The following is a 16,014-nucleotide window of genomic DNA, read 5'->3' on the forward strand; positions in this document are numbered from 1 at the left end:
CATGTCGCAATCACTGATGGACATACGCGTCGAGCACAAGGAGTTCGCGGGCAATACCGTGCTGCACGGCATCGATTTGTCGCTGCAATCAGGTGAAATCGTCAGCCTGCTGGGCCCCAGCGGCTGTGGCAAAAGCACGCTGCTGAGGATTGTCGCCGGCCTGGAGCAGGACTTTCGTGGTTCGGTGCAGCGTATTCAGGGCGAAGTGGCATTCGTGTTTCAAGAGCCGCGCTTGATGCCCTGGCTGACCGTCGCACAGAATATCGGTTTCAGTGAAGATGACCGCTACGACCGCGGCTGGGTCGGTCAATTGATCGAAGAAGTGGGCCTGTCCGGTTTTGCCGACGCCTTGCCCAAAGCATTGTCAGGGGGCATGGCGCAACGCGTGGCCATCGCGCGCGGCCTTTACTCGCACCCGGCGGTGTTGCTGCTGGATGAGCCTTTCAGCGCAGTCGATGCGTTTACCCGGATGAAGCTTCAGGACCTGCTGTTGCAACTGGCCGCGCGCCATGCCATCACCCTGTTGCTGGTAACTCATGATGTCGACGAGGCGTTGTACCTGAGCGACCGCGTGCTGGTGATGGGCAGCCGTCCCGGCACAATCACCCATGAATTGCCGGTCGGGCTGCAGACGCCAAGGGATCGTCGCGATCCGCTGCTGGCCCGGTTGAAGGCTCAGGCGCTGACCGAACTGCAGCAGGCTCATGTCATCTGAGCAGCGTTACCTGTCAGCTTTGAATGTGCCCCAGAGCTTCTCGCGCAACGCATCGGTAGTGTCCGAAACCTGAGACATCACGAACAGGCGGCTCAACATGTCGGCGTCCGGGTACACCGTGGTATCGGTCCACAGGCCGGGACCTATCAGCGCGTCTGCCTTTTCATTACCGTTGGCGTAATGCACGGTATTGGTGATATTGGCGATCACCTCGGGGCGCAGCAGGTAATTCAGGAACGCGTAGGCACCCTTGGTATCGGTGACGTCAGCCGGGATGGCGGCCATATCGAACCACATGGGCGCGCCCTCCTTCGGAACGACATAATCGATGGTGAAGCCATTGCCATCTTTCTGCGCCTGTTCCTGAGCCTGGGAAATATCCCCGGAATAGCCCACAGCGACACAAATCCTGCCCTTGGCGAGGTCGGCGATGTAATCGGCAGAACTGAAATTGCGCACGTACGGCCGCACGCTGTCCAGTACCGCCTTCGCCTGGCGGTAGTCGTCAGGCACTTCGCTGTGTGGCGGCAAGCCAAGGTAATTGAGGGTGATCGGCAAAAGAGCCGGTGCGCTATCCAGAAATACAACACCACATTGGGCGAGCTTTTTCATGTTTTCCGGCTTGAGTACCAGATCCCAGGAATCGAGCGGTGCATCCTTGCCGAGGATGGCCTTGACCTTGACTGAGTCATAGCCGATGCCGGTGCTGCCCCACAGATAAGGAAAACCATGCTGATTACCGGGATCACTGCTCTCAAGGGCCTTGAGCAGGACCGGATTGAGGTTTTTCCAGTTGGGTAACTGCCGCTTGTCGAGGGTTTTAAGCAGTCCGCTCTGGATTTGTCGCCCCATGAAATGAATGGACGGAAAAACCACATCGTGGCCGGAGTGGCCAGCCAGCAGCTTTGCGTTCAGGGCCTCATTGGTTTCAAAGGTTTCGTAAGTGGTCTTGAAGCCGGTGGCGGCTTCGAAGTTCTTCAGGGTGTCCGGCGCTATATAGTCCGTCCAGTTATAGATATTGACCGTCTCCGCCGCGTGACTGGTCGAGGCCAGCAACACCAGTGCGGCAAGGGATTTTTTCAGCATGTGCAGTTCCTCGGGTCAATAGCGACAGCTTGCCCCAGACCCGGCACGAAAACCATCTTCGTCACAGCAAATTCATTCCATTGAAAGGACTTGCGGTAGCGGCTCTGCAAATGCATGGAGCGTGCCCATTAATACCTTCTAATGACAACGCTCATATAATTGATTTTTTTGTGCTGCGTCATAAAAAATTTTTCCAGAACGGCGCTGGCAAGTGCTATTTTCAGTCTTCGTCAGACCGCTCAGCGATCCTGCTGGAAAGCAGCTTGACCGACCGATGATCTTTCCGCTGGTCATCGTCCCGTCATCATGGCTTTACCGGACGCATTCTGGCTGTCTGCCTACCCATTGGAGCAAGGAAGTGCTCGATTGATTCAGGTGGGCCATCGTCATGACTAAAGTCACATTCCCCAATGCATGCCAACTGATGCGCTGGCACTTCCACCCCGTGGGCTTTGAAGCCTCGATGGATGCACCAGGGAGCATGATTGCGCGACTTTTCGACCGTGCCAGCGGTGAAACAGTGGTCGCCATTGCCGGCCTGCCCTGTTCTACCGTGATGAATGCCGCAGATGTGGAGCGCATCATCGAAGCCATCGAGGATGAGCTGGAATTATTCGGCACTCACACGCAACGACAGATCGCCGGTTTTATCTGACATGAACGCCTCAGCCGACACGAACGCTATTGCGCAGGTCTTCGAAGAAAGGCTTGTCCCGGGCAATCCTGTCTGACGCTTTAGGCATCTGAACAGCGTCTGCTGAACTGGCGCTTTCATCGATATACCAATAACAGTGCCGCGCCGAACGAGTAATGGCGACGTAGGCCAGACGCAAGACTTCATCCTTCTGTGCCGTATCGAATGGCTGAAGATCACTCGCATCCCCCAGTCCTGCCAACCGGTAAACCTGATTCTTGTAGGGCGAGACGGTCAGATGCTGACAATCGCCCAGCAAAAATACGGCATCCGCCTGCAAGCCCTTGGAACTGTGATAAGTCAGCGTTCTGATACGGCGATTCTGCGCGCCATTTGCCGAATCGGCGTCGATCAATGCCTGCAGACGCGCCGAGAAGCGCGCCTTCTCACTGCCCTTGCGGTACAGCAGCAGGATCGAGTCGCCATCGTGATAATGCTCGGCGACCCGCTCGGCAAGTTCGTCCTCGTCGCGATCCAGTACCTTGACCGGCAGCAGCTCCTGAAGCAGGCCACTGGCGCGTGCCTTCTTGCCCGGAATGGCCGGGGCCGCCCGCACGATATGCTCGGCGGCGTCGATGATGTGCTGATGACTGCGGAAGTTGTCACTGAGCATGACCCTGGTTGTCGCCGGGGAGGAAAACTCCTTGGCGAATTCCATGAAGTACTTCGGCGAACTGCCGCGCCAGCCGTAGATCGACTGCCAATCGTCACCGACACACAGCAGCGATGAATGCTGAGCGATACGGCCGGTGTGCAATGCCGGACCACGACGCCTGATTTCGCGCAGGCTGGCGCGTAGCCATGAAACGATCTGCGGCGACACGTCCTGAAACTCGTCGATCATCAAATGCGCCAAGGGTCTGAGCATCGGATCACTGACGTGCTTGAGGTTCTCCGGCGACGTTTCGCCGAACAAGGCAAACATGCGGTTGTAGGTCATGATCGGTGGCGATTGAGCCAGCAGGTGCGTTTCGAAGGCTTTCCAGAACAGGCTGAGTGCTTCGAAGAAGAAGCGGTCCGGGTCATCGCTGGCAAAACTCATCTCGGACACGGCGCTCGGCACATCCAGCCCGAGGTTCTCGATGAAGCTGGCAGCCGTGACAAAACAGTCCAGCAAGGGTGCCGCACCGAGTTCGCCCTTGACCCGGTAATCGAACCCGGGCCCCGCGACGGCATCGCCTGCCAATGATCGCAAAACCTCGTTGGCAGACTGGTAGTTATCCATCCATATCAATGGCTTACTGCAGAAAGCTTGAAACAGGGTGCGCTTTATGACGCCTTCCGCCCAGACCGGCAGTTTGGCGCCCGGCCGCTTGAGTTGCTGGTCCTCACTGGCGTCCAGGCCCAGCACGACCCAGGCATCCAGCTCGGCGATATAGCCGTGGAAAGAAAACGGAAAACCATTTATTTCAACAGCTTGGCGCATAGGCTCAATGCCTTTTATAGGCCAGGCTCCGGCGCGGATCCACAAGTCTTCAACGGTGTCGCACCACTCTTCATCGCGTTTCGACGACAGCTCGGTCACTGCGACTCGTTTCTGCACATCCGGGTGATCGCGGTCCAGTTCCTTGAGCTGCAGGGCATGGCGATACAGCGGCGCCATGACTTCGCGAAAACGCTCATTGCCGGCGTACAGATCGCGGTAGCAGAGATTGAGTTGCTGGCGCTGCGCGTCGTTGATCCGCAAGTCGAAGGGGTTGCTGTCCGCCTCTTCCAGACCGGACGACTGGCTGCTAAGGTTCTCGAACGCGCGCAGCTGCTCAAAACCGGGCAGGCTGCGCACCAGCGGCAGAATGCGCGAATGGAAAGTGCGCACCAGCTCACGCGCCTGCTTTTGTTCCAGCGCATGCCCCCACAGGGCCATGACATCGATCAGTTTGCTGATGAAGTCCTTGCGTGACTCTCGGGTGAAGGTCACCACCGTCATGGCGTTCAGTTCGAAGCCCAGGTAGTGATGCAGCAGCAGAATCCGCAGGACCAGCGACGTGGATTTACCCGCGCCCGCCCCGGCAATCACGTAGGTAGACGGTGTATCGCTGAAGATCATCTTCCACTGTGCCGCACTGGGCTGGGCATGTGCGGGGAGTTTTTCAGCGACATCGGCCTTGATGCGTTTTTTCAGCTCAGGAGTAAGCGCCAGCCGCCAGTCATCGAACAGATGATCGTCGACCTTGGGGCCACGATGCCGGGCTGGCCGGGTATCGCTGATGACCAGCACCTGACGGCCTGACTCCTGACCATCCAGATAACCCTCTTCATAGCCTTCACGCACTCCTTCGATGTGGCCATTCAGATAACCGTCGGCATGCCCCTGCGACCATGAAGGCGCGTGCTGCGAGCGCAGTCCGGTAAGACCACGCCCTAACAGCCGCGCCAACAGGCGTCGAAACAACGGCAATTGCCGGGGCGGTAAAAGGTCGACATCCAGGTCATGAGGAAGCGCAGAAGGCAGGTCGTCAGGCACGCAGACTCCGGTGGTGGGCTCGCAGGCGAAAAGGTCGCCTATGGTGGCCGGATTTTCGCGCAGGTTCCAGCGAAATGCTTGCCTGTCAGTGTGTTAGCCGATCAACTGCATGTTCCTTGGCAAGTGCTATCAGACTGGCATGACCGACTTGGGTACCAACGCGCCTGGGTGCTGGATCACGATACTGGCCAGACGATGCCCTGCTTCCGCCGCCTGCAACGGGTGTTCACCCATGAGCCGGGCCGCGAGATAGCCGGCACTGAAGGAATCACCCGCAGCCGTGGTATCGACCACACGCTCGACCTTCTGCGCTGCGATTTCGAAACGTTCGCCGCCGGCTTCGACGAGACAACTCTGCGCGCCACGCTTGACGACGATTTCACCGATGCCGCGCCCGCGATAGGCGGCGAGCAGCTGTTCGCTGTCGGCATAGCCATAAAGTGCCTGCTCGTCGTCTTCGGTCAGCAAGGCCAGGTCCACGTGCTGCAGACACGCTCGGTAGGCTTCGCGGGCCTGCTCGACACTGGCCCACAGCCGCGGACGATAGTTGTTGTCGAAGGCGACCCTGACACCGCGCTGACGCGCGCACGCCAGTGCCTCCATCAGCTTGGCACGCCCCTGCTCGCCAAGCACTGCCAGGGTGATGCCACTGAAATACAGCACGTCATAGCTGGCCAGCGCTGCCAGGATCGGCTCCGCCGCCGGGGTCATGATGCAGTCCCGCACGGCAGCTTCGTTGCGCCAGTAGAGAAAACGCCGCTCACCATTGGCGTCGGTCTGGATGCAATAGAGCCCCGGCAAGCGTCCGGGCAGGCGCTGCACCTTGCCCAGACCGATGCCCTCGTCCGCCCAGATCCTGCACATCGCATCGCTGAAGCTGTCGTCACCCAGTGCCGTGACGTAGTCGACCTTGGCACGCTCACCCAGCAATCGGGAGAGGTAGACCGCCGTATTGAGCGTGTCGCCGCCAAAGCTCTGGCGCAGACTGCCATCGGCATGCTGTTGCAGTTCGATCATGCATTCGCCGATAAGGGCGACCCGTGGAAGGCTCATGTGACGATACTCCTGCAAATACTTATCTAGAAATATGTACTGAAAGGTTCTATCACCCGTAGGTCATTATCCACCAGGCAACCTGAACGCCACTTGTCGAACGTCAGACACGGGTGCGAGGTGCCGAAGGAAATGATATCGCCGACCTTCAACTCGCATCCGGGTGCGACAGTCATGAATGCGTGCTGGTCCATGACGGCCGTCACCTTGCAGGCGCTCACATCGTCCCCAGCCGAATGCACGCCCGCCTTGTAACGCAGCAGCGGGTTGGGCAACCCGGCGTCGTAGGCAACATCGCGCTTGCCCATGGCAATCACTGCAAAGCCCGGTTCAGGCATGGATTGCACATGCGCCCAGACTTCCAGGGCTGGCCGCAGCGCTTCGCTCAATTCGGCACGCCGGTCCAGCACGCAGCACTGCGCGTCCTTGTAGATGCCGTGGTCATGCACCACATAGCTGCCGGGCCGCAGCACGCTGAGGAAGCGTTCGCGAACAGCCTGGGCGTCGAATGCTTCGGCGATCAGGTCATACCAGGCCGAGCCGGATGCAGTGACGATCGGGCGATCCAGAGCGAAGGCGCCCTTGTCCTGCAGGTCGACAGCCAGGCGCACCAGCGACGCGGCAAAGGCCTTGATGCCCTGGATGGCGTGGTCACCGTGGATGACGCCCTCGTACCCTTCGATGCCGGTCAATGCCAGCGCCGGTTGTGCCAGAACAGCGTCGGCCAGCGCCAACACCTGCTCTTCGCTACGGCAGCCGCAACGGCCTCCGGGTACGCCGTATTCGATCATCACGTTCAAACGCAGGCCACGCGCAGCGAAAAACTCGCCCAGCGCAGCGACATTGTCCGGATGGTCGACCATGCAGTGAAACTCGAACATGGGGTCGGCCAGCATGTCGGCGACGATAGCCATGTTCGGCGCACCGACCAACTGGTTGGCCATCAGCACCCGGCGCACGCCATGCGCATACGCAGCCTGCGTCTGGACTGCCGTGGCCAGGGTCATGCCCCATGCGCCCGCGTCCAGTTGCCGGCGAAACAGCGCGGGCACCATGCTGGTCTTGCCGTGCGGAGCCAACTCTGCACCGCTGTCGCTGACAAACTGCTGCATCCAGCGAATATTGTGTTGCAGCGCCTGATTGTGAATCACCAGTGCGGGCAGGCTGACATCACTGACCAGGCTGTCACCCGGCTGCGCAATACCCTTGTCCATGACGGCGGTGCTCATCGGTAATCTCCTGCTGTTATTCATTGATACGGCGAGCCAGGCCATTGGCGCTGTCGATCAGCACCCGCCGATAGTCGTCGTAGTGGGTCTTGGCGTCGGCACGCGGCGCGACGATGCACAGCGTGGCGATGCACTGACCGTGTTCGTTGTTTACGGGGGCGGCGAAGCAATGGGTGAAGGTGTCAGCCACGCTATTGAAGGAAAAGAAGCCCTCCTCGCCGGCTTTGCGGATTTCCCGAAGAAAGGTCTCCAGCGGCAGACGTTCGCCACCCGGCAGAATGAAGTCGTCGGGGTCGATCAGGTCGATGATCTGCTGATCGCTCAGGTGACTGAGCAACAGACGCCCGGACGCCGTCCATGGAATGGGCGCGTTTTCGCCGATGTCCGAAGAAATCCTGAAATGACGCTCGCCCTCCTTCATCAGCGCCACGGTGTATTTGCGGCCATTGAGCAGGCACATCTGCGCCGTTTCCCGCGTCTGGCTGACGATCTCGCACAGGCAGGCTTCGGCTTCGCGAGTGAAATCGAAGTGCCGCAAGTGCGCCTGCCCCAGGAAATACAACTGACGGCCAAGGTAGACATGCCCGTCCTTGCCCACTGTCTCCAGAATCCGCCGCTCCAGCAGCGATGCCACCAGCTCGTACACCGTCGATTTGGGGCTGCCGATCCCGCTGGCAATCTCATTGGGGCGCATGGGCCTGGCCTTTTCCTTGAGAAAATCCAGGATATCGAACGCCCGGTCCAGTCCGCGTGCCCGGCGCTTGATAGTGTCTTCGGTCATGAGAGTCGGTCCTTGGGAAAGCAGCAAGCCAAAAGCCTCATGTGATCGGACCTCCGGCTTGCAACGTGTAGCTGCACGCCTGCTACTTGCGCTTGTAGGCGATGCAGTCGATTTCGACCTTGCAGTCGACCATCATGCTGGCCTGAACGCAAGCGCGTGCCGGTGCATGCTCGGGGGTGAAGTACTCACCGAACACCTTGTTGAAACTCCAGAAGTCGCGCGGGTCCTCCAGCCACACGCCGACCCGGATCACATCCTTGAGCGCATAACCGGCCTCTTCAAGAATCGCGATCAGGTTACGCATGGTCTGGTGCGTCTGCTCGACGATGCCGCCGACGATGATCTCGCCATCCTGCGCAGGTACCTGGCCGGAAACGTGCAGCCAGCCGTCAGCCTCGACTGCGCGGGCGAATGGGCGTGGCTGGCCGCCCCCTGCTGTGCTGCCTGCGCCATAACGGGTAATAGTCATGAGTTGTTCCTTGTCTTGAAGCATTGGACGTGGTGAACGTTTAAAAACGGATGTTCTTGAGAAATTCGCTCAAGCGCGCCGACTTCGGCTGCTCGAACAACGCCTTGGGAGGCCCCTGCTCTTCGATGCGGCCCTGATTCATGAACACGATCTGGTCTGACACTTCGTAGGCAAAACGCATTTCGTGCGTCACCAGCAGCATGGTCATGCCCTCCTCGGCCAGGTCCTTGATGACGCTCAGCACTTCGCCCACCAGTTCCGGATCGAGTGCCGAAGTGACTTCGTCAAACAACATCAGACTGGGGTTCATGGCAATGGCGCGGGCAATCGCCACACGCTGTTGCTGACCACCGGACAACTGGCCGGGGAAGTGATTGCGCCGCTCCAGCAGGCCGACCCGGTCCAGCCACTTTTCGGCCAGCGCAACGGCTTGATCCTTGGGCATCTTCTTGACCTTGAGCAAGCCCAGGGTGACGTTCTGCAAGGCGCTGAGGTGCGGAAACAGGTTGAATTGCTGAAAGGCCATGCCGGTCATTGCCCGGTGTTGCGCGATCAGACGCTCCGGATGGCGGGTGCGCTTGCCGTCTACGTTGCTGTAACCGATGTCCTGCCCCTCAAGACGGATATGCCCGCCCTGAAACTCTTCCAGCAGGTTGACGCAGCGCAGCAAGGTGGTCTTGCCAGAGCCGCTGGAACCGATCAGGGTCACTACATTGCCTTTCTGCATGCGCAGATCGACACCCTTGAGCACTTCCACCGGGCCGTAGGATTTATGCAGGCCTTCGATGCTGAGCAGCGCCGGGCCGGGGTTATGAGTCTGTGTCATGGCAATGCCACCTGCTTTTCGATTTGCCGCCCAAGAAGTTCGATGGCGTAGTTGATGAGAAAGAACAGGAAACCTGCAAACAGGTAGAACTCCAGGGTCATGAACGTGCGCGCGATCACCTGTTGGGTGCTGAGCAGCAGTTCAGCCACACCGATCACTGAAAGCAGCGTCGACGCCTTGACGATCTCGGTCGAGGAGTTGACCCAGGTCGGCAGGATCTGGCGCATGGCCTGAGGCAGCAACACGTAGCGCAGCGATTGACCGAAGCGCAGACCGATGGCCTTGCCGGCTTCCAGTTGGCCGCGGGGAATGGCCTGCAGAGCGCCGCGTACGATTTCCGAAACGTGAGAGCCGCAGAACAGCGTCAGGCCTATTGCACCGGCCTGAAACGCGCTGATCTGCCAACCCAGTGCCGGCACCATGTAAAAGACCGCCAGCACCAGCACGAACACCGGGGTGCCGCGAATCAGATCTACGTAGAGCCTGATGGGCAAGCGGGCGAAAAAGCCGCCGTAAGTCAGCACCAGACCGGCCAGCATGCCGATCAGCGTGCCTGCGGCAATCGCCAGCGCCGAGCACTGGATACTGGTCAGAAAGCCGGACCAGAGCACTTCACGCGCATTCCACAATTCCTGCAACCAGCCAGGGGGTTGATACATGACAGCCTCCTAGCGGCGAATCGCCAGACGTTGTTCGAGGGTGCGCAAAAGCAGAGCGATCACGTAGCAGGCCACCACATAGAGTGCAGTGGTCACCAGCCAGGTTTCGATCACCCGGTAGCTTTCGACGTTGATCTTGCGCGCGTAATAGGTCAGCTCCGGCACGGCAATGGCGGCCGCCAGGGAGGTGTCCTTGAACAGCGAAATGAAGTTGTTGGAGAGTGCTGGCAATACATTGCGCAACATGACCGGCACGATGATGTAAGCCCGTACCTGCCACTCGCCCAGACCGATCGCCAGCCCCGCTTCGCGCTGCCCCTTGTGGATGCTCAGCAGTCCGGCACGGAACACTTCGGTCAGATAGGCACCGGCGTACAGCGACAACGTGACGATGAATGACGCCAGCTTGTCGAGTCGAATGCCGAGCCCGGGCAACGCGAAGTAGATCAGCAGGATCAACACCAGAATCGGCGTGTTGCGCACCACCGTTACGTAGATCGACGCGACGATGCGCAACGCCTTGTAACGTGACAACAGTGCAAATGCATTCGCCAGTCCGATCACACAGCCAATCGCGATCGAGATCAGGGCCAGTTCCAGACCAAGGCCCAACCCCGCCAGAAGACTGGGGAAGTCGCGCCACACGGCATCAAAATTCAATTGGTAATTCATGCTTGCCCATACCTGGCAGGGACAGCCCGAAGGCCTGCCCTGCCGCTGAAGGTCAGAGTGGACTTATTTGTATTCCATCGGAAAACCGATAGCAGGGACTGGCAGATCGACACCGAACCATTGCTTGAAAGACGCCGCGTAAGCCGGGAACTCGACACCGGTCATGGCTTCATGCAACGCGGTGTTGACGAAGTTCAGCCAGTCCTGATCGCCACGCTTGACCGCGCAGGCATAGGTTTGCGGGCTCCAGGCAAAGGCAGGCGAACGGTAGCGGCCAGGGTTCTGCACCATCAGGTACTTGACCGAGGACTGATCGGTGGCCGCTGTATCGGCACGCCCGGAGTTGATCGCCTGGTACATCAGGTCGACGCTGTCGTACTGGTCGACCTTGGCTTTTGGCAGTGCCTGATGCACCAGTTCCTCGGCGTACACGTTTTGCAGTACGGCAACGGTCACATCGTCACCCGCCGCCTTCAGGTCGTCGATTTCCTTGTACTTGCTATTGGCAGGTAACAGCAGGGCCACACCCTCGCGGTAATACGGCAGGGTAAATGCCACCTGCTGTGCGCGGCTGGCGGTAACGGTGATGAACTGGCAGCTGATATCGACCTTGTCGGTCAGCAGGTTGGGAATACGCGCATCCGAGGACTGCACGACAAATTCCACCTTGCTCGGGTCATTGAACAGGCCCTTGGCGATGATTCTGCCAATGTCGATATCGAAGCCCTGCAACTTGCCGTCCGCGCCCTGGAAGTGCCACGGGGCATTGGTACTGCCCGTCCCTACCACCAGATTTCCACGTTTCAATACTGCATCCAGCTTACTGCCTTCGGCTGCCTGCACCGTATTGGCCAGCATGAATGAGGCTGAAAGAACAAAGGCACAAGCTTTCACAAAGGAAGGTCCGCGATGCATGACTTAAACTCCGCCGAAGTATTCGTTATTCCGCTATAGCGGATACAGGTATGTAACAACGGAATAGACAGCAGAAAGTGTGCCACAGAGGACATGCGGAGAACAGCACATGAAAAAACCGAGGCAAATCAACAGACTGGAATTCAGGCTTGAAGAACAGAAGTGAAGAAAAATTACGGGGATAATGCTACTGATCGTCACACTCGAGTGGTCAGGCCCCACTCTTGTGCGCGCGCGCTGTTATTGGGCGTGCCGTATTGACTTGGACAAAGCGGATGGATGGGCGCAAAAAACCAGCAGGCACTTGGACGCAGAGCGTCCGGAACGGCGTTCCCACGCCGAAGCGTGGCAACGAGAAGCGTCCGGGAGCGTGCGCGGCGGGGAACAGACTTAAAGACAGGTCGCGATGGCCGCAGAGCGCAACGCGGCCTGGGCATCGCCTTGCGGGGCATAGAACTCAACGGCAGTGTTCGGACCTTTGCCGCGCACGTCGGCGAAATAGGTCGATTCGGTGGTAAACACAGTGAAGCCACCGCCTGACAGGTCATGCAGAAATACGTCAGAAGACGTGCCGAACATGGCTTCGTTCTGCCAGGTCACCTGAATGCACTGGGCCACAGCCGCATCCTGCTTGGCGCTCGACAGGACCTTGTAGGGTCCTGCGGCACGTGCGGAACTGGAAGGCGCTGCACACCCGGTCAATACGGTTGCAGCAATCACCGTCGCGCTCGTCAGAAACAGAAACTTCATGTCATGCCTTCGCTGATAAAAAGTCGATTCTAACACTGCACCGCGCTATCAACCTTCAGCCAATTGCTCTTCGTATTCCTTTACGTATTCGCCAGCAAGGCTCTGTTTCTGCTTTTCGTCGAGCAATTTGCCCGCCATCTGGAAGAACTTCTGCTCTTCTTCCTTCAGGTGGTGGTGCACTTTTTCCGACAGCTTTTTCGCGGTAGCCAGCCAGGCCGGACTCGACATCTCGGTTTCATCGAGCTCTTCCATCATCTCGTCCATCTCGTGATGCTCGGAAATGGCGTGACGGCTGAGGTCCACGCCATTGTCGTGAGCCATCAGGGGGATGTAGAAAAACCGTTCTTCGGCCGTTTCGTGGGCCTGCAGTTCTTCCTTGAGCTGTTTGTAGGCCTTCTCGCGTTCAGCGCTGTCGCCACTGGTCTGGATCAGGGCATCAGCGTAGCTGCGTTGACGGTCGTGGCTTTCACGCAGGGCTTCGAAAATATTCAAGGTCATGTCTCCAGGTCGGCTTCCGGGAGCTGGAAGCATCGTGGACTAGACCCCTGGCGAAGATCAGCAGTTCCAACAAATACGGGCAAATGCCTATCGTGCAATGGCCACAGACTCAAGCCAGCTCGAAAACCACGTCCTGAGCGCCTTCCCAGAGCGTCTTCACGCCCAGTTTGCGCAAGTTTTCCTTACCCTGGGTAATGGTCAGAAAATGGTTGCCCGCCAACTGCCCCATCTTGCTGGCGAAACAGCACGAGCCGTAGGCAAGGATAATCTCGGTTTCGCTGTAACCGCCCGGATAGAAAAGAATGTCGCCCACCGAAGGATGGCTGGTTGCGTTCTCGAAGCCGATCAATGTGTCATCCAGCTTCAACTGATAATCATCCAGCGGCACCCAGCAGCCCTCTCCGCTCCAGCGCACATGGATGAATTTCTGCCGATAGGGCAGCAGCTTGAGAAACGCTTCCACCGTTTGCGGTGCATCCGGATGGGTTTCGGCGAGAAACTCGTATCCGCCCGCGGTAATTTTGATGCTGGTCACTTCGACGACTCCTTAACAGGCAACAGGACTCACAATGGTGCCCAAGGATAAACGCGAGCCCGACAAGCCGTCACGGAGTTCCGTTGCGCCCGTACAGGAGGTAGCCGGAACGGTGGCTCAGGCGTTCGTAATACGCATTGACGGCGGGCAGATCAGGATGCTCGAGAGGCGTCTCAAACCAGCGATTGACTGAAAGACCGATGGGGATATCAGCCAGGGTAAAACGCTCGCCGCATACATAGGCGCCGGTCTTTTCCAGCTGCCTGTCGAGTATCTGCATATGCCTGGCCCACTGAGCACAGGACGCGGCTATGGCGGCAGGGTCCTGATGTTCGGTCGAGCGCCGCACCAGTGACATGAAGGCATAACTCCATGATCGGTTCAGATCCGAGCCTTGCCAGTCGATCCACTGATCGGTCTGCGCCCTGCCACGTGGATCCAGCGGATAAACGGAGTCGCCAGCATAACGGTTGGCCAGATAGCGAACGATGCTGTTGGACTCCCAAAGTACGAAGTCATCATCGACGATAACCGGCACCATGGCATTCGGGTTGAGCGCGACAAACTCATCCGTGTCCGCAGGTTTGAAGCCTGACCCCCAGTCTTCCTGAGTAAAGGGTATCTTCAGTTCCTCACACGTCCAGAGTACTTTTCGTACGTTGATCGATGAGGTCTTGCCCAGTATGCGCAGCATTCAGCGTCCTTGTTGCACAGCAACGTCGTGTCAGTCAGTAGTCATCAGCGGTTTGGCAAACAGGTGGTTCTCATGTGTCTCGCCCTGAAACAAATAGTGCGGCGTACCTTTCAGCTCATAGCCTTGACGAGGGTAAAACGCCAGCGCGCGCGTGTTGCCAACCCAGACCGTCGCCCATAATAGCGAGGCGTGAGCAATTGTTGCACGCTGTTCGGCGGCTTCAAGTAACAGCCGCCCCGCTCCACGCCCTGTGAAACGCTCCTGCACATAAAGGCGTTGCAACTCGGCAGCGGTCGATACACCGAGCATTGCGTGGTCTGTGCGCAATGCAACCTGAGCAAAACCAATCAAATGCCCTTGCGACTCCGCCACGACGATGAACGTTGTCGGTTCGATGAGCAATTGCGCAAAGTTCACAGGCGAAAAGGCCTCCAGCGCCTCGCGGGCGATGGATTGTCGAATGCCCTGCGTTGCGTAGGTGTCGAGAAAAACCTGCGTGCCGAGCGCCGCGAGGCATAGCGCATCCGCAGAGGAAGCATCACGCAGGGTAATGGTCATTGAAGGAGGGGTGATCATCAGGCGGTTGATTCTCGGCGTCAGGCAGACAGATGGCCGAATCATACCTGAGACAAGGACCGGCCCGGCACAGGGCCGGGCCGGCACTTCAGGTGCAGCTGCTCGATATCAGCGGCCGGTCATCAGCGATTGCAGTTTGGACTGGGCTTGTTGAGCATTCTTGCCCTGCTCGTTCAGCTCTTGCAGCAGTTTGTTGAGCTCGGTCTGGACCACAGGATCCTTGACGGTGATCGTCGAACCGGAGATATCGATCTGCGATTTGTGCGCGTCCACATAATCGGCAACCTTCAGGCCACTGGAAAAGGTGCCCTTTATCTGCGGCAGCACTTCGCGGAAGGTGTTGGCGGGTACGCTGACAGTCCGGTCGTAGGCCTTGTCGTAAACCACCTTCAAGTCTTCCGGCTGCTTGAGTTTCGCGCGTGCGGCGTCCGCCTTGCCCTGCTCGATGGTCAGCTTCTCGCCCACTTCATCAAGGCCCGTCTGCACGGCAGCCAGGTCGGCGCGGCGTTGAATGACATCGCTTACCGAATGAAAAGAACCTTTCTGCATCAAGCCGGCGAGCGGCTGTACCGCCGAGTCCATACCCGCGCCGAAGTCGGAGATGACCGCATAGTGCGAGGTGTAATCACCAAAGGCTTTCTTCTCATCATCTGTCAGCTTGGGAACATGCACGCCTGGCTTGTCGACAATTCGGGTTTGCAGAAACTGAGTGAACGCAGTGCGCTGCTCGGGCTCCTTGTCTCCGCAGCCAGCCAGGAACAGGGGTAAAGCGACAGCCAGCAACAAAGCTGGACGGAAAAGGGACTTCATGTCAGTAACCTCCGGGATCATGAGAATGCACATTCACAGGCCACGCCTGCTGAACGCGAGCGTGCTTATAGTCTCGTCATGGCGTCATCTAGTTCCGCGACGGCGCTGAAGATACTTTTCGGCCTGCCGTAACCTGGCAACGTCAGCGCTCGATCCGAATGGTTCTGCGGAGCAAAACCGGGGGTCTGCGCGAAACCGTGACGGGATCTGCCCGGCACACCGCTCGCTCTGAAAGCCGCTTCGAGAAAGTTCCTTAACATTTCTTCATGAGGTGAAACGTTTCAGCGGCTAGTCTTCAACGGACCGACACAGTGACAACAGGAGTCAATCACTATGTTTGCACACGAAGGCCTGGGTCTGATCCTTGTCTCCATCGTCTTTCTGCTTGGAGCGATTGCGATGTTCATCCACCCTTTCCATGCATTGGGAAGCTGGTTCAGGAGGAAAAAGCAGGAAAGGAAATCCGACTAACCGTCAACACGCACCAGAAATGGCAGGCCCGGTAATCACCGGGCCTTGCAGAACAAGCCTCCAGTGACTGCCTTCGCCCACCTCGCCCCAAGCAAATGTATCGCCCTGATACCTGTT

18 protein-coding genes are annotated in these 16,014 nt (G+C 58.4%); 2 read left to right on the plus strand and 16 right to left on the minus strand.

Features of this window, described 5'->3' with window-relative positions:
* The first annotated feature begins 1 nt into the window (after nt 1).
* A complete protein-coding gene (locus JOE33_RS01660) occupies nt 2-715 on the plus strand; it encodes an ABC transporter ATP-binding protein (RefSeq protein WP_187625602.1) in 714 nt (237 codons plus the stop codon).
* A gap of 6 nt (nt 716-721) precedes the next feature.
* Here the strand turns inward: JOE33_RS01660 and JOE33_RS01665 are convergent, their stop codons facing one another.
* The gene (locus tag JOE33_RS01665; protein WP_010429584.1) at nt 722-1,801 is read right to left on the minus strand and encodes a polyamine ABC transporter substrate-binding protein; all 1,080 of its coding nucleotides are present in this window, start codon (nt 1,799-1,801) and stop codon (nt 722-724) included.
* A 388-nt stretch (nt 1,802-2,189) separates the two neighbouring features.
* On the opposite strand from JOE33_RS01665, the gene JOE33_RS01670 reads away from it, so the two are divergent.
* Nucleotides 2,190-2,456, plus strand: coding sequence for a DUF1652 domain-containing protein (locus JOE33_RS01670; protein ID WP_003319126.1), 267 nt, complete (start codon nt 2,190-2,192; stop codon nt 2,454-2,456).
* A 10-nt stretch (nt 2,457-2,466) separates the two neighbouring features.
* Here JOE33_RS01670 and JOE33_RS01675 read toward each other — a convergent pair whose 3' ends face one another.
* The 15 genes from JOE33_RS01675 to JOE33_RS01745 all read right to left on the minus strand — a co-directional run bounded on the left by JOE33_RS01675 (nt 2,467) and on the right by JOE33_RS01745 (nt 15,426).
* Nucleotides 2,467-4,959 carry a UvrD-helicase domain-containing protein gene (locus tag JOE33_RS01675; RefSeq protein WP_187625603.1) on the minus strand — a complete coding sequence of 831 codons (2,493 nt, stop codon included), beginning with the start codon at nt 4,957-4,959 and terminating at the stop codon, nt 2,467-2,469.
* Nucleotides 4,960-5,088: 129 nt separating this feature from the next.
* Nucleotides 5,089-6,012 carry a sugar kinase gene (locus JOE33_RS01680; RefSeq protein WP_209924027.1) on the minus strand — a complete coding sequence of 308 codons (924 nt, stop codon included), beginning with the start codon at nt 6,010-6,012 and terminating at the stop codon, nt 5,089-5,091.
* Nucleotides 6,013-6,038: 26 nt separating this feature from the next.
* Nucleotides 6,039-7,241 carry an amino acid deaminase gene (locus JOE33_RS01685; protein ID WP_187625604.1) on the minus strand — a complete coding sequence of 401 codons (1,203 nt, stop codon included), beginning with the start codon at nt 7,239-7,241 and terminating at the stop codon, nt 6,039-6,041.
* Nucleotides 7,242-7,257: 16 nt separating this feature from the next.
* Nucleotides 7,258-8,022 (minus strand): IclR family transcriptional regulator, encoded by a 765-nt coding sequence (locus JOE33_RS01690; protein WP_003317643.1) that lies wholly within the window; start codon nt 8,020-8,022, stop codon nt 7,258-7,260.
* An 82-nt stretch (nt 8,023-8,104) separates the two neighbouring features.
* Nucleotides 8,105-8,491: a RidA family protein gene (locus JOE33_RS01695; protein WP_003317642.1), complete on the minus strand. Its 387-nt coding sequence runs from the start codon at nt 8,489-8,491 to the stop codon at nt 8,105-8,107.
* A gap of 40 nt (nt 8,492-8,531) precedes the next feature.
* Complete coding sequence (locus tag JOE33_RS01700) at nt 8,532-9,317, minus strand: amino acid ABC transporter ATP-binding protein (protein WP_010429566.1); 786 nt, start codon at nt 9,315-9,317, stop codon at nt 8,532-8,534.
* Nucleotides 9,314-9,976 (minus strand): amino acid ABC transporter permease, encoded by a 663-nt coding sequence (locus tag JOE33_RS01705; protein WP_122578344.1) that lies wholly within the window; start codon nt 9,974-9,976, stop codon nt 9,314-9,316. The genes JOE33_RS01700 and JOE33_RS01705 overlap by 4 nt, the downstream gene beginning before the upstream one ends.
* Nucleotides 9,977-9,985: 9 nt before the next feature.
* Entirely contained in the window at nt 9,986-10,648 is a 663-nt protein-coding gene (locus tag JOE33_RS01710) for an amino acid ABC transporter permease (protein ID WP_003345502.1), read from the minus strand.
* Between the two features lie 63 nt (nt 10,649-10,711).
* Nucleotides 10,712-11,563 carry a transporter substrate-binding domain-containing protein gene (locus JOE33_RS01715; RefSeq protein ID WP_003416527.1) on the minus strand — a complete coding sequence of 284 codons (852 nt, stop codon included), beginning with the start codon at nt 11,561-11,563 and terminating at the stop codon, nt 10,712-10,714.
* A gap of 390 nt (nt 11,564-11,953) precedes the next feature.
* Nucleotides 11,954-12,313, minus strand: coding sequence for a hypothetical protein (locus tag JOE33_RS25705; protein ID WP_032614025.1), 360 nt, complete (start codon nt 12,311-12,313; stop codon nt 11,954-11,956).
* Between the two features lie 48 nt (nt 12,314-12,361).
* Nucleotides 12,362-12,805, minus strand: coding sequence for a hemerythrin domain-containing protein (locus tag JOE33_RS01725; protein WP_003369485.1), 444 nt, complete (start codon nt 12,803-12,805; stop codon nt 12,362-12,364).
* Between the two features lie 115 nt (nt 12,806-12,920).
* Nucleotides 12,921-13,346, minus strand: coding sequence for a DUF3830 family protein (locus JOE33_RS01730; RefSeq protein WP_010429546.1), 426 nt, complete (start codon nt 13,344-13,346; stop codon nt 12,921-12,923).
* Between the two features lie 70 nt (nt 13,347-13,416).
* Nucleotides 13,417-14,040 (minus strand): glutathione S-transferase, encoded by a 624-nt coding sequence (locus JOE33_RS01735; protein WP_010429543.1) that lies wholly within the window; start codon nt 14,038-14,040, stop codon nt 13,417-13,419.
* Between the two features lie 30 nt (nt 14,041-14,070).
* On the minus strand, nt 14,071-14,616 hold the full coding sequence (locus tag JOE33_RS01740) for a GNAT family N-acetyltransferase (protein WP_096125448.1): 546 nt from the start codon (nt 14,614-14,616) through the stop codon (nt 14,071-14,073).
* 108 nt (nt 14,617-14,724) lie between these two features.
* Nucleotides 14,725-15,426: a DUF3053 domain-containing protein gene (locus tag JOE33_RS01745; protein WP_010429537.1), complete on the minus strand. Its 702-nt coding sequence runs from the start codon at nt 15,424-15,426 to the stop codon at nt 14,725-14,727.
* Nucleotides 15,427-16,014 lie beyond the last annotated feature (588 nt).

This window comes from Pseudomonas sp. PvP027, from assembly GCF_017833005.1.
GTDB classification, from domain to species: Bacteria; Pseudomonadota; Gammaproteobacteria; order Pseudomonadales; family Pseudomonadaceae; genus Aquipseudomonas; species Aquipseudomonas congelans.

Coding starts and splice junctions, on each gene's coding strand:
- JOE33_RS01680 (WP_209924027.1), bottom strand. CDS start 6,012: ATGAGCCTTCCACGGGTCGCCCTTATCGGCGAATGCATGATCGAACTG.
- JOE33_RS01715 (WP_003416527.1), bottom strand. CDS start 11,563: ATGCATCGCGGACCTTCCTTTGTGAAAGCTTGTGCCTTTGTTCTTTCA.
- JOE33_RS01670 (WP_003319126.1), top strand. CDS start 2,190: ATGACTAAAGTCACATTCCCCAATGCATGCCAACTGATGCGCTGGCAC.
- JOE33_RS01660 (WP_187625602.1), top strand. CDS start 2: ATGTCGCAATCACTGATGGACATACGCGTCGAGCACAAGGAGTTCGCG.
- JOE33_RS01690 (WP_003317643.1), bottom strand. CDS start 8,022: ATGACCGAAGACACTATCAAGCGCCGGGCACGCGGACTGGACCGGGCG.
- JOE33_RS01740 (WP_096125448.1), bottom strand. CDS start 14,616: ATGATCACCCCTCCTTCAATGACCATTACCCTGCGTGATGCTTCCTCT.
- JOE33_RS01695 (WP_003317642.1), bottom strand. CDS start 8,491: ATGACTATTACCCGTTATGGCGCAGGCAGCACAGCAGGGGGCGGCCAG.
- JOE33_RS01735 (WP_010429543.1), bottom strand. CDS start 14,040: ATGCTGCGCATACTGGGCAAGACCTCATCGATCAACGTACGAAAAGTA.
- JOE33_RS01700 (WP_010429566.1), bottom strand. CDS start 9,317: ATGACACAGACTCATAACCCCGGCCCGGCGCTGCTCAGCATCGAAGGC.
- JOE33_RS01745 (WP_010429537.1), bottom strand. CDS start 15,426: ATGAAGTCCCTTTTCCGTCCAGCTTTGTTGCTGGCTGTCGCTTTACCC.
- JOE33_RS25705 (WP_032614025.1), bottom strand. CDS start 12,313: ATGAAGTTTCTGTTTCTGACGAGCGCGACGGTGATTGCTGCAACCGTA.
- JOE33_RS01705 (WP_122578344.1), bottom strand. CDS start 9,976: ATGTATCAACCCCCTGGCTGGTTGCAGGAATTGTGGAATGCGCGTGAA.
- JOE33_RS01665 (WP_010429584.1), bottom strand. CDS start 1,801: ATGCTGAAAAAATCCCTTGCCGCACTGGTGTTGCTGGCCTCGACCAGT.
- JOE33_RS01710 (WP_003345502.1), bottom strand. CDS start 10,648: ATGAATTACCAATTGAATTTTGATGCCGTGTGGCGCGACTTCCCCAGT.
- JOE33_RS01685 (WP_187625604.1), bottom strand. CDS start 7,241: ATGAGCACCGCCGTCATGGACAAGGGTATTGCGCAGCCGGGTGACAGC.